The 22,795-nt window shown below is 69.4% G+C and carries 22 protein-coding genes; 12 read left to right on the plus strand and 10 right to left on the minus strand.

The genetic code is table 11. The features are described from left to right. Nucleotides 1-111: 111 nt before the first annotated feature. From AB0K28_RS16705 to AB0K28_RS16725, 5 genes are all read right to left on the minus strand, one after another. Nucleotides 112-1,170, minus strand: a complete 1,059-nt coding sequence (locus tag AB0K28_RS16705) for a methyltransferase domain-containing protein (protein WP_364370428.1) — start codon at nucleotides 1,168-1,170, stop codon at nucleotides 112-114. Between the two features lie 45 nt (nucleotides 1,171-1,215). Further along, nucleotides 1,216-1,632: a lasso peptide biosynthesis B2 protein gene (locus AB0K28_RS16710; RefSeq protein WP_364370329.1), complete on the minus strand. Its 417-nt coding sequence runs from the start codon at nucleotides 1,630-1,632 to the stop codon at nucleotides 1,216-1,218. Beyond that, entirely contained in the window at nucleotides 1,629-1,913 is a 285-nt protein-coding gene (locus tag AB0K28_RS16715; protein WP_364370332.1) for a PqqD family peptide modification chaperone, read from the minus strand. Before AB0K28_RS16715 ends, AB0K28_RS16710 begins: the two co-directional genes overlap by 4 nt. Then, nucleotides 1,891-3,750 (minus strand): albusnodin/ikarugamycin family macrolactam cyclase, encoded by a 1,860-nt coding sequence (locus AB0K28_RS16720; RefSeq protein WP_364370335.1) that lies wholly within the window; start codon nucleotides 3,748-3,750, stop codon nucleotides 1,891-1,893. Before AB0K28_RS16720 ends, AB0K28_RS16715 begins: the two co-directional genes overlap by 23 nt. Nucleotides 3,751-3,825: 75 nt before the next feature. Next, the gene (locus AB0K28_RS16725) at nucleotides 3,826-4,086 is read right to left on the minus strand and encodes a lasso RiPP family leader peptide-containing protein (RefSeq protein WP_364370338.1); all 261 of its coding nucleotides are present in this window, start codon (nucleotides 4,084-4,086) and stop codon (nucleotides 3,826-3,828) included. A gap of 89 nt (nucleotides 4,087-4,175) precedes the next feature. Here AB0K28_RS16725 and AB0K28_RS16730 point away from each other — a divergent pair, with 89 nt between their 5' ends. The 5 genes from AB0K28_RS16730 to AB0K28_RS16750 all read left to right on the plus strand — a co-directional run bounded on the left by AB0K28_RS16730 (nucleotide 4,176) and on the right by AB0K28_RS16750 (nucleotide 10,657). After that, nucleotides 4,176-5,558 (plus strand): helix-turn-helix transcriptional regulator, encoded by a 1,383-nt coding sequence (locus tag AB0K28_RS16730; protein ID WP_364370341.1) that lies wholly within the window; start codon nucleotides 4,176-4,178, stop codon nucleotides 5,556-5,558. 257 nt (nucleotides 5,559-5,815) lie between these two features. After that, the gene (locus AB0K28_RS16735; protein ID WP_364370343.1) at nucleotides 5,816-6,385 is read left to right on the plus strand and encodes a hypothetical protein; all 570 of its coding nucleotides are present in this window, start codon (nucleotides 5,816-5,818) and stop codon (nucleotides 6,383-6,385) included. Between the two features lie 9 nt (nucleotides 6,386-6,394). Further along, entirely contained in the window at nucleotides 6,395-6,997 is a 603-nt protein-coding gene (locus AB0K28_RS16740; protein WP_364370346.1) for a YdcF family protein, read from the plus strand. Nucleotides 6,998-8,042: 1,045 nt separating this feature from the next. Continuing rightward, the gene (locus AB0K28_RS16745; protein WP_364370349.1) at nucleotides 8,043-8,429 is read left to right on the plus strand and encodes an SSI family serine proteinase inhibitor; all 387 of its coding nucleotides are present in this window, start codon (nucleotides 8,043-8,045) and stop codon (nucleotides 8,427-8,429) included. Nucleotides 8,430-9,523: 1,094 nt separating this feature from the next. Then, entirely contained in the window at nucleotides 9,524-10,657 is a 1,134-nt protein-coding gene (locus tag AB0K28_RS16750) for a BTAD domain-containing putative transcriptional regulator (RefSeq protein ID WP_364370352.1), read from the plus strand. A 52-nt stretch (nucleotides 10,658-10,709) separates the two neighbouring features. Here the strand turns inward: AB0K28_RS16750 and AB0K28_RS16755 are convergent, their stop codons facing one another. Continuing rightward, a complete protein-coding gene (locus AB0K28_RS16755; protein WP_364370355.1) occupies nucleotides 10,710-11,102 on the minus strand; it encodes a helix-turn-helix transcriptional regulator in 393 nt (130 codons plus the stop codon). A gap of 265 nt (nucleotides 11,103-11,367) precedes the next feature. Here AB0K28_RS16755 and AB0K28_RS16760 point away from each other — a divergent pair, with 265 nt between their 5' ends. Then, nucleotides 11,368-12,942: an ATP-binding protein gene (locus AB0K28_RS16760; protein ID WP_364370357.1), complete on the plus strand. Its 1,575-nt coding sequence runs from the start codon at nucleotides 11,368-11,370 to the stop codon at nucleotides 12,940-12,942. A gap of 689 nt (nucleotides 12,943-13,631) precedes the next feature. Here the strand turns inward: AB0K28_RS16760 and AB0K28_RS16765 are convergent. Then, nucleotides 13,632-14,363, minus strand: a complete 732-nt coding sequence (locus AB0K28_RS16765) for a hypothetical protein (RefSeq protein WP_364370360.1) — start codon at nucleotides 14,361-14,363, stop codon at nucleotides 13,632-13,634. Between the two features lie 444 nt (nucleotides 14,364-14,807). Here AB0K28_RS16765 and AB0K28_RS16770 point away from each other — a divergent pair, with 444 nt between their 5' ends. The 6 genes from AB0K28_RS16770 to AB0K28_RS16795 all read left to right on the plus strand — a co-directional run bounded on the left by AB0K28_RS16770 (nucleotide 14,808) and on the right by AB0K28_RS16795 (nucleotide 19,634). Further along, on the plus strand, nucleotides 14,808-15,983 hold the full coding sequence (locus AB0K28_RS16770) for a hypothetical protein (RefSeq protein WP_364370363.1): 1,176 nt from the start codon (nucleotides 14,808-14,810) through the stop codon (nucleotides 15,981-15,983). A 243-nt stretch (nucleotides 15,984-16,226) separates the two neighbouring features. Then, nucleotides 16,227-17,231, plus strand: a complete 1,005-nt coding sequence (locus AB0K28_RS16775) for a DUF932 domain-containing protein (RefSeq protein WP_364370366.1) — start codon at nucleotides 16,227-16,229, stop codon at nucleotides 17,229-17,231. Nucleotides 17,232-17,459: 228 nt separating this feature from the next. Beyond that, a complete protein-coding gene (locus tag AB0K28_RS16780; RefSeq protein ID WP_364370369.1) occupies nucleotides 17,460-17,912 on the plus strand; it encodes a hypothetical protein in 453 nt (150 codons plus the stop codon). 101 nt (nucleotides 17,913-18,013) lie between these two features. Then, nucleotides 18,014-18,589 carry a hypothetical protein gene (locus tag AB0K28_RS16785; protein ID WP_364370372.1) on the plus strand — a complete coding sequence of 192 codons (576 nt, stop codon included), beginning with the start codon at nucleotides 18,014-18,016 and terminating at the stop codon, nucleotides 18,587-18,589. A gap of 68 nt (nucleotides 18,590-18,657) precedes the next feature. After that, nucleotides 18,658-19,167: a hypothetical protein gene (locus AB0K28_RS16790; protein WP_364370375.1), complete on the plus strand. Its 510-nt coding sequence runs from the start codon at nucleotides 18,658-18,660 to the stop codon at nucleotides 19,165-19,167. Further along, nucleotides 19,164-19,634, plus strand: coding sequence for a hypothetical protein (locus AB0K28_RS16795; RefSeq protein ID WP_364370378.1), 471 nt, complete (start codon nucleotides 19,164-19,166; stop codon nucleotides 19,632-19,634). Before AB0K28_RS16790 ends, AB0K28_RS16795 begins: the two co-directional genes overlap by 4 nt. Before the next feature lie 87 nt (nucleotides 19,635-19,721). Here AB0K28_RS16795 and AB0K28_RS16800 read toward each other — a convergent pair whose 3' ends face one another. The 3 genes from AB0K28_RS16800 to AB0K28_RS16810 form a co-directional block, all read right to left on the minus strand. Continuing rightward, complete coding sequence (locus tag AB0K28_RS16800) at nucleotides 19,722-20,435, minus strand: hypothetical protein (protein ID WP_364370381.1); 714 nt, start codon at nucleotides 20,433-20,435, stop codon at nucleotides 19,722-19,724. A 309-nt stretch (nucleotides 20,436-20,744) separates the two neighbouring features. Further along, complete coding sequence (locus tag AB0K28_RS16805) at nucleotides 20,745-21,737, minus strand: NlpC/P60 family protein (protein WP_364370384.1); 993 nt, start codon at nucleotides 21,735-21,737, stop codon at nucleotides 20,745-20,747. Next, on the minus strand, nucleotides 21,734-22,765 hold the full coding sequence (locus AB0K28_RS16810) for a replication-relaxation family protein (RefSeq protein WP_364370387.1): 1,032 nt from the start codon (nucleotides 22,763-22,765) through the stop codon (nucleotides 21,734-21,736). Before AB0K28_RS16810 ends, AB0K28_RS16805 begins: the two co-directional genes overlap by 4 nt. Between the last annotated feature and the right edge of the window lie 30 nt (nucleotides 22,766-22,795).

Consider the following 22,795-nt stretch of genomic DNA (forward strand, 5'->3'; position numbering starts at 1 on the left):
CAAGTCGTGCCCTCGGGCGACGGGGGAGAGGCGGCCCTTCGGTACTCCGCTTGCTGGCGCTGGCCCTTGCGGAGATGCATCGAAGGTGTGCTTCGTGCCGTTCGTGGGAGGCTAGGTCGCGGATCCCGTATCGGGGGCGGGCGGGACGATCCTGACTTCCCACTCGCCCTTCACGGCGTGCAGTTGTGGCCGAAGCTGGTTGAGGCCAGGCTCGCCCAGGTCGCGCCACTGGCGTGCCCATCCTGCGAGCAGGTCGGCGGCGCTGTTGTCTCCGGCGGCCACCTGGTGGTGCGCCTCGTGCTGGGTGATCAGGGCGATACCGGTGGGGGTGGCCGCGCCGATGCGCCACAGTGGTTCGCCGAGGGCCGCGGTGGTCAGCTCCTTCGGGCCGAGGGCCAGAAGGTAGGTGTAGAAATCCTCCGCATTGTGCTGGGCGGTCAGCGGACCTGGCTCCTGGCGGCTGTCGCTGATCAGGCGGTGCAGGAGGTCCTGCCCGCTCGTGGTGTCACTGCTCCGCAGCCAGGTGGCCGACATCCACCACGGACGACCGTCATCGTCATGGGTCAGGGCGTCCACACGATGGGGTGGAATGATCCACTGCTCAACGGTGTGCGGGGTCGCCTCGACGAACCCGGCCCGCAGGAGACGATCGGCGGTGAGCGCTCGGTCGTGCTCGCCGCGGCGGGCGCGGATAACGAGGAACGTCTTGGCCAGATCGGTGACCGAGGCCGGGGTGACGATGACCGCGCCGGGCAACGTCTGGCGCGTCCACGCTGCCGGGATGCGTTCTACGGTGGCCCAGGCGATGATGCCGTCGACTGGCGCGGTGACGGGCGCGCTGGCGACTCCGTTGTCCGTGAGCAGCGTGACGTTCGTGCGCCCGTCGGCGCGGAGCCGCTGTTCGGCTCGGCGGGTGAGGCTGGGGTCGATGTCGAGGGACGTGATGTGGCCCTGCTCGCCAACCAGATGGGACAGCAGGGCTGTGGAGTAGCCCGAGCCGGTGCCGATTTCCAGGATCCGTTGGCCCGGCCTCACCTGGAGCAGGTCCAGCATGGTAGCGATGATCTCGGGCGCGGAGGTCTGCGGCAGCTTGGACCTGTCGGCCTGGAGTGTGTAGTGCTCCTCGGTGACGTGGTTCAGAGCGTGCTGGACGGCTGAGCTGACGGTCATCGGGTTCGCGAAGGTCACGAGGCGGTCCTCCTTGGTGGCGGTCGGTCAGATGCGGAGTAGCAGGTGGTAGGGCCGGTCAGGCTGGCGCGGCTCGCCGATGGCTTTCCCGGCGGTCTCGATCCAGGCGTGTGCGGCGTAAGGCTGCATGCGAGCCCCCAAGCACACGTGCACGCGTCGGCCACGGATGGCGGCGGTGAGCATGGCGGCCAGCGCGTTCTCCAGGCAGGCGGCCCTGCCTGGCATCCATCCTCCCGCCCAGCGGGCCGCGTCGGCGGCAATTTCCGCCTCCTGCGGGGTGGCGGCGCGGCGGCAGCACCGGCCCACCACGGTGATCACTTTGGTCAGGTACGGAAGGGACAGGCGCACGAGGACGGCGGCGAGCACGTGCGCCGTCAGCGCGGACACGCGGTCGACGGCGGTGAGGCGCTGCTGGATCTGCGGCAACACCATGTGGCTGGTCATCGGGAGTCCTCCAACAGGCCCTGTTCGATCAGCAGGGCGAGGTGGGCGTGGGCGTCCTCGCGTGCCGTCGCGTCATCGACGGCGAACCGGGCGACCACGGCGGATGTCGCGCGATCGAGTGGTTCGCCGTCGCCGTCGCCGGCGCTGGTGACGGCGGCCCAGATAACGGCGGCTGCCGGGTTGAGGCCGTAGAAGAGCCCCGCGCGGGTGTCCAGCAGGACGGCTCCCTCATCGGTGATGTGGGTGCAACGGATGCCCTCACGGGCGTGTAGGACAGGCATGATCGAGCTTTCGGGGGGTGGGAATGGATCGGACAGGGGACCACAGTGGAGCGCGGGGACGCTCCAGCGAGCGAAGCCAAACCTCAGCGGCCAGCACGTCGCACATGGCCGCCACCGGGCCGTCCGCCCCGTGCAGCAGGAGGTCGAGGGCCTTTCGGGTGGGAGCGGCTTGCAACAGGCCGAGGTCGGCCAGCCGGGAAGAGTCCAGCAGTTCCCGCAGGTAGGGGGCGGCATGGCGGAGGCCCGCGTACAGGCAGGCGGTGAAGGAGCCTTTGGTGGTGCGGGCCAGCAGCGCCGGGGGGACCAGTCCGGTCAGCGCGGCGCTGAGCAGCGGCTTGAGGGCGCGGGTGGTGGTCCGCTCGATCACAGGGACCGCAGAGCAGGCCATGATCACCTGGTTGTCGAGGTACGGGGTGTCCACGTCCACGCCGAAACCAGCGGCCATCTGGGCAAACAGTCTGCTACTGGCGCCCGCCTCGTGAACGAGCCGAAGCGCTTCGCCGTCGGCGCCGTATGGTCGGTCGTGTCCCGTACCGGCGAGGCAGGCAAGCTGATCGGCCAGATCCAGGCGGGCGTGCCGGCTGGCCCAGGCGGCGGCCGGGCCGGGCGCGCACCAGCGCAGCGCGTCCTCCACTCCGCGCCGGGCAGGCACGTCGCCGCTGCGCAGGTGGCAGACGACGGCGGCCAGGGCCTGCGGGTAGGTGGTGCGGGCCATGTGCAGCGCGGCGCGAATCACGGCGTGGGCGGGGCGGTGCCGGAGGCGTGCCCATGCCGCGCTCTCGCGCACGAACCGCTTCATGGCGGCGGGCCGGGCCAGATCGGCGAGGTAGGCGAGCGGACCGGTCAGCACGCAGTCGCCGCCGTCGCCGGTCATGTGCAGGCCGCTGGCGGCGGGCGCCAGCAGGCTCTGGTCCCGGGCCCAGAACAGGGCGTCTTGCGAGGGCTCGTCCAGCAGCGGGGCGTGCTCCAGGTCGGCCAGCGGCAACGCGTCCGGGCCAGGCGAGAGCACGATGTGGTCCAGGCCGGGTTCCGCGGCCGCACACAGGTGGGCGTAGGCGAGATCGTCCTGGCCGCCGCTGATGGGATCGACATAGGTGATGGCTGGAAGGGGCGTGCTGCGGTGGCGGGCTGCCAGCAGCGCGAGGCTGGAGGAGTCCAGGCCGCCGGACAGGTCGCTGGACAGGCGCTCGGCGCGTGCGGCACGCACGCCGGTCGCGGTCAGTAGCGCGTGCCTGAGTTGCTCGGCTCCCGCCTCGAAGGGCAGGCTGCCGACGGGCAGGCTGATCGGCTGCTGGCGGGGTTCGGTACCGTCGAGCAGCAGCATGTGGCCGGGCCGCGATCGGCCGATGGCGGCGAAGGCGGACCTGTCTGCGGTGGCCTGTGGGATGTCGGGGGTGAACAGGCGGGAGGCCAGCCATCGCGGGTCGGGGGCGGCGCCGATCAGGTCGGCAAGGGGCAGGGGTGAGGAGCTGTAGGCGATGCCTCCTGCCCATGAGGAGAAGAAGACGGGCCACGCTCCCGCCAGGTCTGGCACTGCCAGGACACCGTCCGGGCCGATCCCGATCGTGACGAAGCTGCCTGGCAGTCTGGCCAGGCGCTCCCACACGCCGGTGCGGGCCGCCTGGCGCAGCGCCGTGTGCAGTTCCTCATCGCCGGCCAGGCAAGAGCCGAACACGGCGACCTGCCAGCGTTCGACGGTCAGAGTGCGCAACTGCCAACCCCAGTCTCCGGACGTCCACAGCGGTCGTCCGGCCGCCACGGCGCGGCTACCGGCCGGTGGCGTGGGCGGCGGTGTCGAGGGGTTCGGGCCGGGATGCCATCCGGCGTACCAGCGCATGATCCGTCACCTCCTTGGAGCGGGCGGGAAGGGGCGGGTGCCGGCCGCCGCAGGGCGGCCGGCACCCGGGCGGGCTTAGTTGTAGTACCTCTTCTTGTCAGCGGTGTCGCTGCTGAGGCTGCCCAGGGTGACGGCGCGCACGGTACCGAGGGCCACGAGGGCGGGCGGGCTGTAGGGCAGCGTCGCGGTAGTGGACTGGCGAGTAGTCGAGCCGATCATGGGGAGGTTTCCCTTCGTGTCGGGCCGCCGGTGCGGCCTGTCTGCTCTCAGGACACTGCGCGGTCGTGACCTGGGGCTACGGTTTCGGGGCCACCTGCAAGATCGTTTGCAAACCATGCAAGTCACTGATCGTAAGGAAACTCTCACCTGGGGTTGTCGGCGTGGATAGGGTTACGCTCAAATCCCCGGTCCAGGTCGGTGACCTCATGCTGGATGCGCACCTCCCCGCCCGCCTCAACCGCGCGCTCCTGGACGCGGTGGAGGCCGCGAACTACCCCCACGTGATTCGCCTGGCCCGCCAGCGTCGGGGGCTCACACAGGAACAGCTTGGCGAGCTGACCGGATACTCGGCAGCGACGATCTCCCGCTTGGAAACGGGCCGCCAGCCGCTCCACGACATCGCCACGCTCCGCTCCCTGTCCACCGCGCTCGACATCCCTCCCACGTGGCTGGGACTGGCCGACAAGGTGCGAGACCGGGTGACACAGCACGCGCTCGACAGCGCGTTCACCTGCCCGACTTCCCCGCAAGCGACTAGGGTGATGCTTTCAGCGGCAGGGGAGGAACCGATCGTGAAGCGCCGCCAATTCCTCGTCAGCGTGGCAGGACCCGCGCTCTTGAGCACCGCGACCGGGCCGCTCAACGAGACGATCGCCAACCGTCTGGAACGGATGCTGACCGGCACCACCGCCGCTCCGGCCCCACCCGCCAGCCTGGCCGGTCTCACCACCCAGCTCGGCACGGCACGCTCCGCTCTGGCCGCCGCCAGCTACACCAGCCTGTCGGCGATGCTGCCGCCGCTCGTCCAGGCCGCCGAGGCGGTCGCAGCGGATGCCACCGGCCGCCGCCGCGATCAAGCCCACGCGCTGCTCGCCCATGCCTACGTGCTGGCTGCCCAGCTCGCGACCAAGGCCCACACCGACGCCGTGGCCTGGGTCGCCGCCGATCGGGCGCTCCGCGCGGCCCGCACCTCCGGCGATGTCCTGGCCGAGGCCGCTGCCGCCCGCCAGGTGGCCATCGCCATGCGCCGTCAAGGGCGCCACACCAGCGCAACCGACCTTCTCGTTGACACTGCCGTGCGGTTGGACGCCGAGGCAGGCCACGCCGGCCCTGCCGTGCTGGCCGGCTACACCAGCATGTTGTGCACCGCCGCGTACGCGAGTGCCCAGGGAGGAAAGAACCGTCAAGCCGAGGAGTACATCAGCGAAGCCGCACTCGCCGTCAGACGTCTCGCAGACCCGCCCGCGCCCTTCAACGGCCCTACCACGGCAACCGTCGAGGTCTACCAGATCGGCGTGCACAACGCCCTGGGCGAGCCCGGCACCGCGCTCCATCACGCCAGCAAGGTGGACCCGACACTGCTGCCGACTGCCGAACGGTACGCCCGCTACTGCATCGACACCGCCCGTGCCTGGCACGCTTACGGCAATCGCGATCGGGCGGTGGACACGCTCTTGGCAGCCGAACAGGCCGCCCCGGAAGAAGTACGCCGGCCTTCAGTTGTGGCGCTGATCTCCACCATGCGGTACGAGCCTGGCCCCGTCCCATCCGCCCTGCACGCTCTCGCCACACGTACCAGCGCCGCCTGAGCCGGGAGCGTCAACTTAACTGGACCCACCCACCACGACGCCTGTCCCGCCGTCACAGCCTCGGACGCGTACAACTGTGCGACACCCGTGCCCGGTTCGGGCTTCTGATGGCGAGAGCAGGCACGCGCGCCGGGGCCGGTGATCACGGCTCGGCGCACGGCACCTCGGCTACGTCGGAGAGCAGTTCCGCAATATCGGGCTTCTGCTTCACGAGGGGCGGCCACTCGGGCCCGGTGGCTGGGAGGCTTGTCCAAGCCATGGATGAGATCGGCCAACTCGCCGGTTGGATGGCCTTCGACGCCACCCGCCATGGCCTTGCTCAACGGTACTTCATCACCGCGCTCCGCGCCGCCCACCAGGTCAACGGCCTACCCCTCTACGCACACATCCTTGCCGATCTGTCCATTCAGGCCGCCAGCCGCGACCATCCCGCCGACGCCATCACCCTCGGCGAAGCTGCCCGCCGCGCCAGCGGCTCAGCCTCGCCCGCCGTCCGCGCTTCGGTTCTCTCCCCCCTTGGCTTCGCCTACGCGGCAGCCGGCCGCGCGGCGGACTTCATGCGTACTCGGGACAGGGCTCGCGAACTGGTCGAGACGCCAGCTACGGGCACGAACCTCGTCGGATGTACTTCCTCACCCCCCAACCACCTGGACTGCCAAGCGGGTTACGCTCTCATCCACCCGGTGCGTCTCTGCAGAACGATGGCATCGTTGCCAGGGGCCCGCACGTTCCTCGCGCAGGGCATCTCAGGCAGCCGAGTAGCATGCCTGCTACCTGGAAGCACTACTTCCGCGGCACACCCAGTTGCAGCACTCGCACGCTGTTGAGGACCGTGCATGACCGACGACATCAGCCCGAGGCAGGTAGCCGACGTCACCGCGTTCGTGGACATCCACGCGCCACCGCCGGCTGATCAGGCGACCGCTCTTTTCCTGTTCGGCACCAACCAGGCACCGCCCGCGGAGATCGCCGCCGAGTGCTACCACGCGGGCCTGGCATCTCTAATCATCTGCACCGGCGGTGTAAACCGGCACAACGGGATCGTCGAAGGCCGGACTTTCCAGCGTCAGCTCATGGACCGCGGTGTCCCCGCGGATGTGATCCGCTGCGAGGACCGGTCCGCCAACACCTGGCAGAATGTCGAGTTCTCGCTTGCGTACCTCCATGAAGCGCTTCGTGCCGAGCTGACGATTACGACGGTGTCGAAGTGGTACCACCGCCGTACCGTGCACATCCTCAAGACCCCGCTTCGCGACATCGGCGCCTTCTACGCCATCGGCTGGGAGCCCATCTACGTGGGCAAGCCCGTGAGCCGGACTGACTGGCCGTCCATCCCGGACGGGAGGTGGCGGGTGCTCCGTGAATGGGAAGAGGTCTCGCGCCGGGTGGCAGACGGCAGCCTCGCCAGCCTGGAATGCGTGCATGAGTCGTGGCGCTGACCTTCGCGACCCGACCGGACGCGCCACTCGGGCTGGAATGGCCGGAGTCACCAAACGCGATGCTGGCGGGGTTCAGGCGCCCATGAGGCGATGGCACGCGAGGTTGCGCAGCCGAAACTCCGGCTTGTGCGCGGGGAACATCTCGTCGCACTGCATCTCCAGGAGTGACGGCATCTCACCGCGCCCGGGCGGCGGCGCGGGCCAATCGCGGTGTGGGCGACTTGGGGCGCGCTTCGATCGGGGCTCCGGACGGGAAGGGCGGTGTCCGGCGGCGGGGGCGTTCAGTGCTTGCGGCCGTTGGAGCTCGTGGCGAGCATGCGGCTGATCAACGTGCGTTCGGCGCCGAGTTGGGTCCGCGCGTTCACTGCGAGAGCTGTCGTCTGCTGCTCCGGTCCTTCGGTGTGAGGAGCCAGTGGTGCTGGCAGGGGAGCCGGAGGAGACGTTCGATCCGCGGTGCGGGAGACCGAGCGCGGGGACATGATTGTCGGGCACGTCTGGGAGAGCGTCCACGGCGTGGGGCAAGGAGTTCTGCTGGCCGCCGGACATGCTTGTCCCAGCGCTGCCCAGGGTTATCGCGGCGGCTATGACAGTGGCGGCTCCACCCGCTGCCAGCAGAGTCCTGGTGCGTACTCGGCCACGTGGTTGTTCACCCTTTTCGGGCATCCCCGGCTCCCCGTTGCTCTTGATCGTTACGGTGTCGACATACGGTGCGTAGCGTAGCTCTGGTTCATCGGGCGCCCCATGGACTTTGATCTTGCCTTGACGATTTATGGCTCTGGCATTCCCCATGGTTCGCCCGATGACCGCGTTCCCTGGCGGGCCGCATTCTGTGCATGTCGAGGCAGGGCTTCCAGGGGTGCGGGAACGGTCGCTCGCGTCGCGATCTCTGCGTGGATGCAGCTGCGCGTTTCCGCTGTATGGCGGTAGTGCCGTGAGCAGAGCTGTGGATTTGCCCCCTGAGGTTTACTTCGGGGATGCCAGACACAGAGGAATAACTTACAGTAGTATTATCGGCACTTTGGGTCACCGAATGCTTGGAGCGTTGATGCGCCTGCCTCTGCTGACCGCCAGCGCCGGTCTTTGTGCCGGACTCGTCCTCGCCGCTCTCCCGGCCCACGCTGCCGGTCGGCCGAACGCGGTCTTCCTGTCCGTGACGGCTCACGGCGGCACCGCCATGAGGGCGGTGTTCATGCAGTGTCCAGCTCTGACGAAGGGACACCCGTACGGTGAGGTGGCATGCGCCCTGATCGATGCGGTTGACGGCGACTTCGACCGTCTTCCTGGCGACTCCGGCCGCCGGTGCAGTAAGAACCGCGCCCCGGTCACGGCGACGATGGACGGTGTGTGGCGGGATCGATCCATCGGCTGGCAGAAGACCTTCGCCAACGCCTGTGTGCTGGTCGCAGAGACGGGCCCGGTCTTCCGTTTCTGATGGGTCACGTCTGAAGCGCGCCCGGCTCTCGCGCTGTCGAGGAATCTCGGCCCGCACGACACGGTCGGCGTCTTCAGCGACGATGTGAAACTAGCGTGCGGTGTCACGGCACGCCCGACGAGCCGTCCGCCTCCGGCGCCGTGCGGTGCGCGACATAGGAGCACGGCTGTCGTCCCGCTTCTGTGACGCGCTCGCCGAATACTTTCGACCTTGGCCTCCAGGCCTGGGATGGCGCCTGGGTGCCGGCACCGGAGGTGATCGCCCTGCTCGCGGCGACGCTCGTAAAGCCCCCGCACCGCTGCCGTCGGAAGCGTCGGCCCTGAGGGCGGCGTGCTGGCATTGATCCGCGGGAACGGCATGGGGCGGTGGCACGCGTTCAAGTCTTTGTGATGTGCATTCTGTTTCCGTGGCGTGGTGCGAAGGGGGTGGTGGTAGATCGTTTGGCGTAGTCCACCCTCTGGAGGAGCCTGGTGATTCGGGGATGCCTTCCCAGCAGCAGGAAGTGCGAAGGTTCCGGGTTTTTGGGCCGAGTTATCGTCGCCGATGCGTTGTTGCTCGTGTTGCTGGGTGGTCCAAGTGCGGCCTTGGCGCGTGCGGAGCCGTACTGCCCGACGGAATATGTCCCGGAGCAGGGGCGCCAGATGTTCGACATCGAGAAGCTGTGCGAGCTCGTTCGCGGGGATCTGGCACAGGGCCGGGCAGTTGATCTCAATCAGCAGATTGCGGAGTCTCGCCGTGTGCGAGCAGGGACGGCGCCTTCTCCACGGCCGCGGGTACGTTCGACGCCGAAGGGTTCGGTCTCCAGGCAGCAGCCATTCACACCTGTGCCGGCGCCTGTGGTGCGCAGGGATCGTGGGGGAGACCAGCCCCGCGGGCGCCGGCAGGCGGTTTCGCGGACGGATCGGCCGTCGAGGTCCGTCTCGGACCGGGAAGACAACATCCGGCGTGTCGATCGCCGGCACGGTCAGGGCGGGTCACGCTCGCCGCGGCGCGATGCCCCAGTGAGCCCGACCGCTCCGCCGTTGCCCTCCCCGTCACCTGTGCCGTCTCGGTCGTCTCCATCGCCAACGGTGACTACCAGTGGAGGCGTCGCGATGGAGCACCGCGTGAGGGGCTCATCCGACGTGAAGCAGCCACTCGGCGCTGCGCTGCTGTTCGGGCTGGCGGTCATGCTGCTGGCTGCCATGCTGATCCTCCGCCGGCGCTTCCGGCCAGGCTTGACGGTTGCGGGCCCTTCGGGAAGGCGCTGCGACCGAAAAGCACACATAGGCAACGTGGCTGCTGCCTCCTCTACGACGTCGGAGCTCGACACCGTCGCGCCAGGGTTCATTGCCGGCGCCAGCCGTGCCCTGCAAGCAGAGGAGATGGCTGAAGCCGATGTGCCACAGCTGGACGGCAAGTCCGAGACAGGCACTGGTGAGAGGAGCACCGCGGAGGGCACGGCAGTAGCCGCACCTACCGCGACGCTGATGGTGCCCGGCTTCATGGCAGCGCCAGGGAAGGCGAAGGCCGAGGTCCTGGGAGTGCCGCGACTGTCGTACGACGGGGTGGAGCTGTCTTTCGGCCGAGCGGAGGCGTCCGACCTGTTCGCGTTGCTGTCGACCGCGCAGGAAGGACTGTCGACGCAGACCATCATCGACACCCTGTGGCCTGGCGATGTCGATCGGGCCGGTCGCCTGCTGGAATCGGCGGTCAGGCAGCTCAACCAGGTGATGCGGCAGGCGTTGGGCCTTGCCGTAGGGGTGAGGTTCGTGATGAAGACGCGGCAGCGGCGCCACCTGGCAGCGGCCTACTTCGACGTGGACTACTGGCGGTTTGAGGAAGCGTTCGTCCGGGCGGGCACTGCGGAGGACAAGTCGGCTCGGCTTGCCGCGTTGCAGGAAATGCTGACCCTGTATCAGGGGCCGTTGCTGGACGGGCGTGATGCCCTGTGGGTACTTCCCCTTCGCCAGGCTGCACAGATCCACGCTGTCGATGCCGCGGCTCGGCTTGCCGAGGCGCGCCGCAAGGAGGACCCGGATCATGCGCTCGATGCGCTCATGCTGGCGGTGGAGCGCATCGACCCCTACAGCGAGATGTTGTGGTGCCAGTTGATGACGATCCAGGGAGAGTTGGGCCGGACGTCAGCCGTTCGGCGCTCGTTCGGCCTGTTGAAGGAGCGACTGGCGGAGATCGATGCGGCTCCGAGCAGTGAGGTGCGCCAGGTGTGTGACCGGTTTCTTCGTTAGTCGGCCATATCGGGAGGCGAGGTGGGGCGGGTTCTGCTGGTGTTGACGGGCCCTACCTGTCTTTCTGGCCGAGGATGTGCTGGTCACGCGGGGTGTAGGTGGCCAGCATGGCGGAGGTGAGCAGGCAGGCAGGTTGGGTGCCGTAGATGCGGGCCAAGAGGTGCAGGGTGTAAGGGGAGGGGCGTCGGCCCTGCTTCGGCCAGTTCTCGTACTCGTAGAGGCGGGATTCGCGCAGTCCCGCTCTAGCGCTGTCGGCGAGCCGGTGGAAGGCGTTGACTACTTGCCCAGCGGTAAGGCCGGCGGCGTGGCGGTAGAGCCGGAGTGGGCTGGCGGGGTGGTCAAGGGCCAGGATGGTGGCGATCTGATCGATGGTGAAGCCGTGCTGGCGCAGGTAGCGGCTGCGACGGCGGCAGTCGAGCAGCGTCTGGTATCCGCTTCCGGACATGCGTTGAGTCCCCTTTCCTGCGGCGCGCAGGCGGCGCATGGTTCAGGGACGGTAGACGGACTCTCGGGAGGGGCTCCAGTCTCCGTGTGGGGTGGTCGATCGGACGGACATGAGGGCCGTCGGTGGGTGGTTCGGGGCATGACCGCAGGTCGGGGCGGGGGAATGTGGGGTTGCGGGTTGGGGGTGTGATTCGGGCGGCGAGGTGAGTGATCGTGCAGGTCGCTCCCGGACGTGCCGGGGACGTGACCCGAAGGGACCCGCCAGCATGGACAACCGTACGCAGCACCTCTCGGACGAGCCGAGCCAGCTCCTCGCGCCGCGGACGCACGGGCAGCCGGGTGGGGAGGAGTTCCCGGATCTGGCGCCGGGGCTGGTGATGTCGACCTTCCGCTCCCGGCCGGTGTGGGGCGGGATGGCCTGGCGGCAGGCGTTCCCGGGACGGGACGATCAGTCGGCGCCCGCGCGCCGCATGGTGGGCCGGCTGCTGGAGGACACCGGCCGGAGGCAGGACGCGGAGTGGGTGACGGCCGAGCTGGTCGCAAACGCGCTGCAGCACTCGCTTTCGGGTCACTCCTGTTCGGGGCAGGCACGGGGGTTCTTTGTGGTGGAGGTCCTGCGCGGCGTGGGCGTGGCCCGGATCGTGGTCTATGACTTGGGCGGGGGTTCGGTTCCGGACTTTTCTCGGACGCCGGGTTCGGTGCTGGGGCTGGCCGAGCATGGGCGGGGGCTGACCGGGGTGGCTGAGCTGGCGGTCCGATTCGGGGTGGCGGGTGATGCGAGTACCGGGCATGCGGTGTGGGTTGAGCTAGCCCTTCCCGAGGAGGTGAATGCGGTGACCACGGCGATAGAAGTGGGTGCTGTGGTCGGTGCTGGTGCGGGAGAGTCGGAGCGGGACGGTGGGTTCGAGGCAAGGCCGGTGGCCTGCAGGACGGTCACCGAAGAAGCGGGACGCGTCGTGGCTCGCAGCGGCTTGTCGCCGCTGGGCTGTGAAGGAGCCTCCGGCGAGGAACTGGGTGGCCGGGTGGGTGGTCCGCTGGTATCGGCCGGTGGGCCGGGCAACGCACCGGGCTCGGATCGGGAGGAGGGCGGTTGGCCCGGGCTCTTCCGGGCGCTTGCGGGAGACGTATCGGGGCGGGTGGCGGGCCAGGTGTCGGCGTTTGGTCAGGAGCCGTGGGCACGGCAGGCGTTGGCCGGGCTGCGTGAGGATTGGCCGGGCTGGGCTTTCCTGGTGGTGCGGTGCCGGTGGATCGCGATGCGCGGCAAGCAGGTGGTGATTGGTGCGGCTGGGCCGCAGGAACTCCGTCAGGCCCTGCTATCTCTCCCAGCAGGGCCGAACGCGACGGGGCTGAACGTGACCGGGCTGTTGCTGGGGTCCGGATCGGCTGTGCCGGGCCTGACCGAGGGCGGGGTGTCAGGGCCTGGCCTGGTGCTACCGATGGTGGCGGGGTTTGGTGTGGATGGGGCGGGGGTGAGCGGGCCACCGCGATCCGGTTCGGCGTGTACGACGGGTGGCGGTGGTGGCGGGTTGGGTGGGGGTGCCGGTATGGGGTTGAGCGGCACCGTGGCGGTGGTTGCGCCGCTGCCGGGGGTGTTGGCCGCTGAGCGGTCGGGGACGGGCACGTGGGCGGTTGCTGCTGCTGACGGGGCGCGAAGGGGGTGGCGGCCACGCGGGTGGTCGTGGTGGCCGTGGGGCAAGCGCCGGGACCGTTGGTGTTCAGCGGCGTATGTCCGGAAACAGGCTCGCCCGGCTGGCCGGGACGAGTCAGGGCGTGGGCGTGGCCACCGTCGGGTCCGGTCGAAGCCGGTTGCAGCGGTGCTGGCCGCTGCTGTTGCCGCCTGAACGGTGAGGTGCCCGCGTGTGATGGGCCGGGTGTACCGGCTTGACACCTGGGGTGCAGGTGGGTGTTGATACCGGTCCGCCCGTCCGGTGGGGAGCGGTGCTGGACGCGCGACCTGGGTGGGTCGCCTCGCGTCGGGGGCGAGGCGAACCCGCCCCCGGGGCCGGGGGAGACGGCCGTGTCAACCTCGGTTCCCCGGGTGTGCTTTGAGGACATGGGCGGCAGCGGCGGTGTGGCAGATGGGGGCAGATTTCCACGCCGGAAATGGGGGTGGCGTTCCCTCTCGCGATTAAGGCCGCTACCCCGTGCGGGGGTTGTTTTCGCAGGTCTTCCCGGTTTCGGACAGTGCGCTGGACGGCCCGACTCGTCTAAGGACGAGTCCTTTGAATATGTGTGCGCGTGCGTTGAGGGGCTGGCCGTGCTGGGGTCCTGCTCGCCCGCTTTGTATCCCTTGGGTCTTTCTGGACTTGCCGGCCCGTCGCCCGGCTCGCGGCTGGCCGTGAGCCGGCTTGGTGTGGAGCGGGTGACGGGTGCGATGCGTGGCCGGGGACCCGTCGGGGCGGGTGTCGGGTTGGCGGCGTAGGGATGGAGCGGCCGGACACGCGGTCGCTGACGGTTGGCTGAGCGGCCGGGGGGACGCGTGCGGCCCCGGTGCCGCCATGGGGGCGGTGCCGGGGCCGTGGGGGTGGGGTTACGTGGTGGCGGGCGTGCCGGTTATCTCAGGCGTGTTCGCGCTGTCCGGCGCGGTGGCGGTGGGGGGATGGAGGGCGATGTGGGCGGCGATCAGTTCGGCCACGTCGGCGGGCGGGGTGTCAGCGGGGACGTCGGTGACGGGGTAGGTGCCGTCGGGGCCGGTGTGGCCGAGGTAGGTCCATTCGATGGTAAGCGGTGGCGCGGTGGTGGCGGCCTCGGTGGGGGCGTCGGCGGGGGACAGCGTGATGATCAGCTGGACGAGGTGGTGGTCCGGTGAGCGGTAGAGCTGGTGGAAGGTGTCATGCTGACCGTTGCCGTAATGGCGGTTGCCCTGAAAGCGGCGTTGGTAGCCGTATTCAACGAGGGCGCGGGTGTAGGGCAGCGCGAGGGGCATGTACGCGGCGATGTCGGCGCGGTCGTGGTAGTAGTCGCCGAGGATGTCGGTCATGTGGGCGGCGATCATGTAGAAGTCGGGCGGTGCGCCGGGCGTGCATGCCGGGCAGGTGGAGGCGTCTTCGCCGGGGTCGCAATCGCCTCCGAGGGTGAACATGTCCTCGTAGGCGCAGATCTCGAGGAGGCGGCCGTCGTCGCCGCGTTCGGCGCGGACGATGACGGGTTGCGCGTGGCTCTCGTCCCACATGATCGCCCATCCGGGGCCGTAGTTGGCTAGCGCGCGGGCGTGCGCGGGGCTGACCATGCGGCGGCGGGCGGCCGTGGTGGCGAGTGTCATGCGGTGTGTCATGTGGTGTGCCTTTCGATGTCCCCGGCGTTTATTCCGGTGCCGTGTCGGCGGTGTTTACCGCCTAATTCAATGGACGCTCGACCCGCATATGTTTGTCAACCGGGATGCGTATTAACCTCGCAGATTGATTCGCGCGGTATTCGGGTAATCGGGTACCGTTCGCCGTCGTCCGGTGAAATAGGTGAAGAGCTGGACGCGCGCCGGATGTCAAGCCAATCCCGTGAGTTTCCTGTGAGGTGTTTCGCCAGGTCGCCGGTTGGTTTGTTAGGTTAGCCTCTCCAGCCGTTGGGGTGACTAAATTTGTTGGCCGGTCGACTTGCTGTCCGCGTTATGTGCGAGGGATGGTCGTGACGCAAACGAAAAAACACCGGCCGGATAGGGCCGGTGTAGCGACCGGAAAGGGCGTCACAAATGGCTATTCACATCGCGGAAATGACCGCTACCGACACCGCCCCCGCTGACGCGGAAATCGCCGCCGTCATTCCCGCCGACGCCGCGCCCCTGGCGGCCCCTGACGGCCCCGACGCCGCCGCCCCGGACACCGGCAACGCCCTGGACGCGGACGGGCGCGTGGCGGCGGTGTGGGCGGCGCTGAACGCCGAGCCGGGTTCGTCGGCCACGGTGATCGGGGCGGCGGCCGGGCTGAGCCGGATGGTCGCGGGCAAGATCCTCAACCAGCTCGAGACCGAGGGACGCGCCCGCCGTGAGCCGGGCGTGAGCGACGGTCAGACGCGGGGCCGCGCCGCTGACCGGTGGTTCCCGATCACCGCTGACACCTCCGTGCCGACCGGCGCCGCCGACGCGTTGGCCCCGGCCCTGGAGCCGTCGGATGGCGCGCCCGCCGCGATCACCGCGCCGGAGGCCGAAACCCCGAACGCCGACGTGGTACTCGCCTCGGATGAGGAGGCGGTCCCCTCCGCCATCGTGTCGGCCGATCCCGCCATGGCGGACGAGCCGACCGGCGAGGCGGGCCTGGCCGAGGCGCCGGGTGGCCAGCCGGACGGTCTGAGCGTCGACGACCCGGCTGGTCACGGTTCGGACCAGCTGGGCGGCGGAGACGGCTCGGTTCCCGACGCCGACATGTCCGAGGTGGTGTCGGAGCCGGTGGCCGATGATCCGGCATGGGTGCGGGCGCGGGCGGACCTGACGGAACTGATCGAATTGTTCGGCGGGGTGATCTCGGCACAGGGCGACGGGAACGCCGTGATGGCGTTGGGGTACCTGGAGATGGCGATGGCGAAGGTCGCTACGGCGCACCGTAACGCGCGCGCGGTGCTGACCGGCACCGACGCCGCCCCGGCCCGAGGTGGGACCGCCGTCCGTCGGGGCACCAGTGGCAGCGCCCCCGGTGGGGTGCGGCCGGGGGCGTTGCGGGATCGGGTGCACGCCCACCTGCTCGAGTTCTCGGGCAAGGACTTCACCCCGTACGAGATCGGCAAGGTGCTGGACGCCTCGTCCGGTGCGGTGGCCAACGCGTTGGACCGGCTGGTCAACCTCGGCCTGGCGGTGTTGACCTGTGAGCGGCCCCGCCGGTTCGCCCTCACCCCCACCGACGCCCCCACCGGCGCCCCGTCCGAGCCCAGCGCGGAGGACACCTACACCGGCTGAACAGGGGCCAGGGCGGGTCCTCCCATACCGGCCCGCCCCGGACCCCGTAGCCCGGCCGGTTGTCCTATCGACCCCCGCAACCCACGGCGCACCCCTGACTCACGCCGGGCGGCAGCACCGTCCGACCCGCCCCGGCCACCTCCATCGATCCCCGCTCCACCGGCCCCGACGCTGAGGGGCCAGCCCCACACCTGTTCGTCATCGCGTCTGTTTCGCCTGCCCACACATCAGAAAGGCCCTGTCATGGCTCACGAAATCGAGATCTTCGCCAACGGTTCGGCCGGGTTCGCCGCCGCCGGTAAGCCCGGCTGGCACGGGCTCGGCTACACCGCGCCCGGCCCGATGACCGCCGACGAACTACTGGCCAACGCCCAGCTCGCCGGATGGAACGTGCGCAAAGTACCGGTCGGCCAGGTGACCGACCCCGTCACCGGACAGCCGGTCACCACCGACGAGGACTTCCTGGTGGTGCGCACCAACCCGGTCACCGGATCGCCGGAACGGCTCGGCCGCGTCGGCAAGGAGTACGAGGTGCTGCAGAACGAGGAGGTGACCGCGTTCCTGCAGACCCTGGTGGACGAGTCCGGGGCGGTGTTCGACACCGGCGGGTCGCTGAACAACGGGCGGCGCATCTTCGTCACCATGCGGCTGCCCGAGCCGCTCATGGTCGGCGGGTTCGATCAGATCGACCTGTACCTGGCGGCGTTCTCCCGGCATGACGGGTGGGGGTCGTTCGTCACCGTGGCGACCCCGGTCCGGGTCGTCTGTGCGAACACCGAACGGGCGGCGCTGGCCAATCACGCTTCGAAGTTCACCGTCCGGCACACCGGCCGGATGGCCGGGCGCATCGCCGAGGCCCGGGACGCGCTGAAGCTGACCTGGCGGCACGGCCAGGCGTTCGCCGCCGAAGCCGAAAAGCTCCTCGCGACCCCGATGGACTTCTCAGAGTTCCGCCAGTTCACCAATGTCCTGTACCCGATCCCGCCGGGCGCCAAGGATCTTGCCCGCAAGAACCGCGAGCTGACCCTGCGCCAGCTGGAGCACCTGTTCGCCCACGCGCCCACGCAAGAGCCGATCCGCAACACCCGCTGGGCCGCGTACAACGCGGTGACCGAGCGGCTGGACCACCGCAGCCCGGTGTTCGGCAGCCGTGACGTGGCGGCCGTGCGGGCGGAGCGGGCCCTGCTCGACGACCACGACCACGCCAAGATCAAGACCCGCGCGTTCCGCCTCCTGGCCACCGCCTGACCCGCAGCCCGACCGACAGCCCTCGGCATCCGGTACGGCCCGGCACAGGGCCGTACCGGACACCACGCCGCGATGCGACGTGCTCGACCCCGCTACCGGAAACCGGACCGACGACCACCTGGGCCATCGCGCCGCCTTCCGGAGGCACCCGCGGACGGGGCCGGGGCGCCCGACCGGCCGATACCCCGCACCCGCGTACATCATCAACCGACTCTGAAGGAGACCGTCATGGGACGACTCGAAGACCTGGCCGTTCACTACGCCAACGCCGCCCGCTGGGAACTGAGCCAGGCGCTCAACCGAATCGCCACCCTCGACGACGAGGGCACCTTGCACGACAAGGACCTGGCCCGGATCGCCTACGCCTACCAGCGGATGTCGTGGTGGCAGCAGGTCACCGACCTCACCCACGGCCGCGAGGAACCGATCGACGGCGCGACCGCCCTGCTCACCGTGCGGCAACGCGCCCAGGACCTGCTGATCAACGCCCGCCCGGTGTCCAACGGCGGCCTGTTCGTCCTGGCGATGGCCGAGGCCCGCAGGGGCGGCGCGCGCGCCTTTCTGGATGCGACCGAGAAACTCGCCGACGCGCTGGCTCTCCTCTCCGATCACGACACCCGCCCGGCCGAAGGGATCACGCCCGCGACCGGACAGGCCCCGGCCGAGGGCCGCCGTCCGTGACGCCGCTCCCGGCGGGCGCGGCGTCGAGCCGCAAGCCGGGCGGCCACCCCATGACCCCACCCCTCACCCATCCCTGCAACTCAGCGAAAGGACGACACCCGATGAATGACCCCTGCCAGCCCGGCACCCTGCCGCCACCCCGTCCCCCGGACAGCATCACCGCCGCGCGGGACACCACCACCGGCCATCACGAACAAGCGTGGCCCTCGTGCGATCAGCTGACCACCGAGAAGATCACCGCCACCCGCCACGCCTGCTACACAACGGCAGCCAAGGCGATCTTCGCCTTGCAGAACGGCCAACGGCTGACCGGCGAGCAGCTGTTCGTCACCGTCCACGCCCAGGCAGCACGCGCCTGGTGGGACCTGGTGGAGGAGGAGATCACCAGCAAGCGACTGGCCGCCGATCACGCGCTGCGACGAGTGCGGTCCTGGGCGCGCCACTACCTCACCGCCGAACCTCCGGCCGCCCGGCCGGGCACGTTGTTCGATCACGCCCTCGCCCACGCCGCCCGCATGGCCGCCCGCGACTTCCTTAGCGACAGCGGCCACCTGCTCACCCAGCACCTCATCCACCAGGCAGCCCATCCGGCGGCCCCCTCCGCCACGCCCGCAGAACACGATCACCCTCGACCGGTCAGCCCCACCCCGCCCGCGCCGACGGTGGTGGCGCCGTGACCGAGCAACCGACCGCGCGAGCGCATCCCGGCGCTGACGCGAACCCCGCAGGAAAGGACAGCACCGTCATGAACGACGCTCAGCAGCCCCCCGCCACCGGCACACCGCCCCCAGCGGCTCCGGCTGCGCTGGAGGCGATCATCGAGCAGGCCCGTAGCGCCCGCCAGCATCACACCGAGGACACCTTGCGGCGGCTGGGTCGGGGCGAGCGGCTGAGCGCCGAGCAGATCTACGACACCCTGCACGCGCACACCGTGTGCACGTGGTGGCTGCTGGTGGTCCGGCACATCGAGTACGCCGACAGCGGCGGCTTGCGCCCGGCCCAGGCCATCGCCCGGTTCATCTCCTGGATCGCCCCCTACGCCACCGACCCCACCCCACCCGAACCCGCGACGGACGCACCGGCCCCCGGGGCGGACAGTGAGCGCGCCGCCGCCCTCGATCACCTCGAGCGCAGCCTGGCGCTCATCCGGCGGAACGCCGCTCGCGCCTTCCTCATCCAAGCCGAGGCACTCGCGCCGGCCTGCTCCCGCCAGCAGACCTCCGATGCTTCTTCCGGGCAGGGGGCCACGGCATGACCCATCCCTACCCCAACCCCCACCGCACCGGCGACGCCACGTCCAGATCGGACCGGTCGGATAGCACGGGTGTGGAGGTCTTCCAGATGCTCGGCTGGCGCTGGGACATCACCAAGGCCAAGAAGCTCACTCAAGGCCGGGCCCCGGATGGATGGATCGTCCCTGAGCGGTGGGCGGCCATGATTCAGCTGATCGCCATCGACGCCGAGCACGCGACCCAGGTGGACCTGTCCGAGCCGTTGATCATAGCCACGGTCCCGAACGGCGGCATGCTGATCATCGACGGCTGGCACCGCCTGTGCAAAGCTCTGGCCCTTGAGGTTGAGGAGCTGTTCGCCGTGGTCCTTACGGAAGAGGAGGAACTCGCCTGCCGGATCTTCGATGACAAAGAGCAGGACGACGAGGACGAGGCGGAGGGAGAAAGGGAGGGGGACACGGCGGACGAGGATATGTTCGGTAGCGCCTGATCCGGTGGCGTAGGGGGTGCGCCCCGTCCAGCGCAAGTCAAGTGCGCTGGCCGGGGCACACCTCCTCCACCACCGAGTCTCATGACGTTAGCGGCTGAGCGGTCCCTGATAGACGAAGGTGCCCGCCTTGATCTGCGCGATGATCTTCTTGACATCCTTTGGCGGGCCCAACGGCGGGCTGGCGTCGGGGGCCGATCCAACCGGGCTGAGGCGGGAGGGGGGCTTACTCACCGAGGGCCTGGGCCTGATCTCTCTGACGAGAGGCGCCCCGCCGTCGGGTGCGCCCGCTGGGCGGGAGTGGAGGGTGTGCCCGATAAGCCGGAGTACGGATTCGATGGGCAGCAGGTAGTCGATGAGGCTGGTCTCATCGTCGTCTGACAGGGTGGGGTCTTGGGGCCGGTTGCGGTTGTGCAGGTCGACTTGTCCGGCCTTGGCGAGATGGTCGTAGAGCCGTCCTTCCAGCCACCCGGCCTCGCTGCTGTTGAGCGTCTCGTCCTCGTTGGACTCGTAGCGGATGAGCAGCGCCCGATACCAGTGCGCGCGGTCCTTGAGCTGCTGCAGCACGCGATGGCGCAGGCCCGGGTTGGTGGCCTTGCCGACGTAAGCTCCCCACCGACCCTGCGCATCTGGGCGGTCGAGCAAGATGTAGGCGCCGGGGACGTTCCAGCCGCGCTCGAGGCGGTTGGCGTGGTCGCGGTCGAGCAGGAGCATGCCGGCGACCTTGTGCTTGGCGCGGATCTTGATCGGGTTGTTGAGGTCGCAGGAGAGGCTGACCACAAGCTGGGACGGGGCAAACCGCATCGCGCACACGAGGTGCCTCCTTGACCTGCGAACCTACGGAGATCTTCCCGGACAGTATCGGATACATGCCTCTGCGTGACTGCGGGTTTCAGGAAGAAACGAGCAGCTCACCCGCCGGATAGGTGCCATGCTGGTGGCGTTCTGGCGGGCGCTGTGACGGTCGTGGTTAGGCTGTCATTCGCGTGATCAGTCGTGGCTGCGGCCGGGGATGTGGTGGGGTTGTCCCCCAGGCCCGTGGGGGCCGTACGGCGGCCGCAGGATGTTCCTCAGGGTCGGTGCTGAGCGGTGCCGTAGTGGCGTTGCAGCGGGTTAGCGGGGATCGGGTTGGCCGGTGACGGCGTGGGCGGTGGGGCGGCTGAACCCGATCAAGCCCCGTCGTTGATAGCTGTCGATCTTTACCACGGTTCGGCGGTTGGGGGCGTGGATCATCTGGCCGCCTCCGATGACGATGCCGACGTGCCCGGGGCCGTCCGCGTGCATGTTGAAGAAGGCGAGGTCACCGGGTTGCTCTTGCCCGGCTGGGATGGGTGGTCCGTGTCTCCATTGATCGGCGGCGACGCGAGGGATAGTGATGCCGGCGGCTTGGTAAGCGCGCATGGTCAGCCCGGAGCAGTCGAACGCGTTAGGGCCTTCGGCTCCCCATATGTACCGTTTTCCGAGTTGGGCGTGCGCATACGTGAGGATGGCGGCGACCTGCTCGCCCGGGACGAGCGGGACGCAGGCCCCGGTCAAGGTATCGACGGTGTGCTGGGCGAGCGGCTCCCACCGGGCATATGCGTCGGGATGGCCGGAGCGCTGGACAGCTTGGGCCGCTCGGGTGAGCGGGAGTTGCTCCCAGCGGGGCACCTTGACCAGGCGATCGTAGAAGGTACTGGTGGCATACCGGGGATCGAGAACATGCTCCGTGGGTCCCCAGCCCTGCGAGGGGCGCTGCTGGAACAGGCCCAGGCTGTCGAGGTGGCCGTAGCGCAGGTTACGCAGCTGCGACTCCTGCAGAGCGGTGGCGACCGCGATGACGACCGCCCGCGCGGGTAGGCCGCGCTCCATGGCGACCTGGACGATGAGGGCGGCGTGGGCCTGCTGCTCGACGTCCAAGGCCAGCGTGGAGGCCACGCCGGTCGATGCACCGGCCGCGACCGGCCCGCCCGCCGTGCTGCTCGTTGGGCTGCTGGTCGTCGCGGGTGTGATCGCGCAGGCCAGGCCTCCGGGTGTCCCGGAGCCGGTGAGGATGCTGGTGGCGGCCGTGATGAACGCGCCGATGAGGAGCAGCAGGAGGGCGGCGCCGGCGGCGGCGGCCTTCACCTGCTCTCGGTCTCGTCCTGGAAGATACGGTCGAGGAACTCGCCATCGTCGTCATCGGCGCTGGCCGGTTGCTCGGTGCTTCGCCCAAGGGTGAGATGAGGCCAGCCGTTGTCGAGGTCGGCCAGCCGCAGGCGTGCCTGCCCCGGTTCGGCGGGGATGGGCAGCCAGACGGGTCCGGCGGGTCCGTCGCCGTGGGTGGTGTGCACGGCGGTGGCGATCGGGAGGTCGCTGCTGGTGAGGAGTTTGCGCAGGTTGGTCTCGCGGGTGGGGCTGGGCAGCCAGAACAGGACCGGGGTGGTGATGCCGGTGGCGTGGACGAGGTCGCGGTAGTCGTGGAGCTTGTCGGCGACCCGTTTGAGGGTTTCGGTGCCGGTGTCGTGTTCGAGGAAGAAGTCGATCTGGTGGCCGTTCTCCGACCAGCAGCCGTAGGCGTCAGGGCGGGCCAGTTCGCCCCATTTTTCGGCGCACTGCCTTTCTGACAACCAGGCTCGCAGGGCGGCGTGCGGGGTGCGGCGGGTGAGGCTGTGCAGGTGGGAGAAGTAGTCGTTGACACCGACCTGGTGGGTCAGGCGTGAGGAGACGGCGACGGGGATGTCGGGGTTGTAGCCGAGTTCTTTGAGAGTGATGCCGTAGCGGGCGGCCAGGGCGGCGGCTCCGGCCTTGCCGAGGGCCCAGTGGATGGGGGCCGAGCCTGCGCCGTATCCGGCCCAGGGGCGAAAGCGGGTGACGGCGTTGAGCTGGAACAGGATGGTCATGCGGGCGCGGGTGGCTTGGGCGATGGTGAAGAACATGCGCTGCAGCTGGTGGGTGGTCAGGACGCGGTGGCGGTGCAGGTGATCGAGGATCTGGTAGTCGCGCTCAGTCAACCTGGCGGCGAGTGTCATCAACGCGGTGTGATCGAGCCTGGGCTGGGCTGCCGGGATGGGCTGGATCGTGAACCGGGGCAGCTTGCGAGCTGCCGCTCGGCGGGTGGTGGGCTGCTGGGCCGGCTGGCAGGTGCACGAGCAACCGCAGGGCTTATCGGACATGGCGAACCTCCGTGACGTGGATACGGCAGG

This window comes from Nonomuraea sp. NPDC049504, assembly GCF_040676845.1.
Classification (GTDB): domain Bacteria; phylum Actinomycetota; class Actinomycetes; order Streptosporangiales; family Streptosporangiaceae; genus Nonomuraea; species Nonomuraea salmonea.

Bases quoted from the DNA above. Each gene is read 5' to 3' on its own strand.
- AB0K28_RS16715 (WP_364370332.1), bottom strand. From the start codon at position 1,913: ATGCCTGTCCTACACGCCCGTGAGGGCATCCGTTGCACCCACATCACC.
- AB0K28_RS16725 (WP_364370338.1), bottom strand. From the start codon at position 4,086: ATGGTTTGCAAACGATCTTGCAGGTGGCCCCGAAACCGTAGCCCCAGG.
- AB0K28_RS16710 (WP_364370329.1), bottom strand. From the start codon at position 1,632: ATGACCAGCCACATGGTGTTGCCGCAGATCCAGCAGCGCCTCACCGCC.
- AB0K28_RS16765 (WP_364370360.1), bottom strand. From the start codon at position 14,363: ATGACACTCGCCACCACGGCCGCCCGCCGCCGCATGGTCAGCCCCGCG.
- AB0K28_RS16730 (WP_364370341.1), top strand. From the start codon at position 4,176: ATGCTGGATGCGCACCTCCCCGCCCGCCTCAACCGCGCGCTCCTGGAC.
- AB0K28_RS16785 (WP_364370372.1), top strand. From the start codon at position 18,014: ATGAATGACCCCTGCCAGCCCGGCACCCTGCCGCCACCCCGTCCCCCG.
- AB0K28_RS16755 (WP_364370355.1), bottom strand. From the start codon at position 11,102: ATGTCCGGAAGCGGATACCAGACGCTGCTCGACTGCCGCCGTCGCAGC.
- AB0K28_RS16705 (WP_364370428.1), bottom strand. From the start codon at position 1,170: ATGACCGTCAGCTCAGCCGTCCAGCACGCTCTGAACCACGTCACCGAG.
- AB0K28_RS16800 (WP_364370381.1), bottom strand. From the start codon at position 20,435: ATGCGGTTTGCCCCGTCCCAGCTTGTGGTCAGCCTCTCCTGCGACCTC.
- AB0K28_RS16735 (WP_364370343.1), top strand. From the start codon at position 5,816: ATGGATGAGATCGGCCAACTCGCCGGTTGGATGGCCTTCGACGCCACC.
- AB0K28_RS16790 (WP_364370375.1), top strand. From the start codon at position 18,658: ATGAACGACGCTCAGCAGCCCCCCGCCACCGGCACACCGCCCCCAGCG.
- AB0K28_RS16740 (WP_364370346.1), top strand. From the start codon at position 6,395: ATGACCGACGACATCAGCCCGAGGCAGGTAGCCGACGTCACCGCGTTC.
- AB0K28_RS16775 (WP_364370366.1), top strand. From the start codon at position 16,227: ATGGCTCACGAAATCGAGATCTTCGCCAACGGTTCGGCCGGGTTCGCC.
- AB0K28_RS16745 (WP_364370349.1), top strand. From the start codon at position 8,043: ATGCGCCTGCCTCTGCTGACCGCCAGCGCCGGTCTTTGTGCCGGACTC.
- AB0K28_RS16760 (WP_364370357.1), top strand. From the start codon at position 11,368: ATGGACAACCGTACGCAGCACCTCTCGGACGAGCCGAGCCAGCTCCTC.
- AB0K28_RS16750 (WP_364370352.1), top strand. From the start codon at position 9,524: ATGGAGCACCGCGTGAGGGGCTCATCCGACGTGAAGCAGCCACTCGGC.
- AB0K28_RS16795 (WP_364370378.1), top strand. From the start codon at position 19,164: ATGACCCATCCCTACCCCAACCCCCACCGCACCGGCGACGCCACGTCC.
- AB0K28_RS16780 (WP_364370369.1), top strand. From the start codon at position 17,460: ATGGGACGACTCGAAGACCTGGCCGTTCACTACGCCAACGCCGCCCGC.
- AB0K28_RS16720 (WP_364370335.1), bottom strand. From the start codon at position 3,750: ATGCGCTGGTACGCCGGATGGCATCCCGGCCCGAACCCCTCGACACCG.
- AB0K28_RS16770 (WP_364370363.1), top strand. From the start codon at position 14,808: ATGACCGCTACCGACACCGCCCCCGCTGACGCGGAAATCGCCGCCGTC.
- AB0K28_RS16810 (WP_364370387.1), bottom strand. From the start codon at position 22,765: ATGTCCGATAAGCCCTGCGGTTGCTCGTGCACCTGCCAGCCGGCCCAG.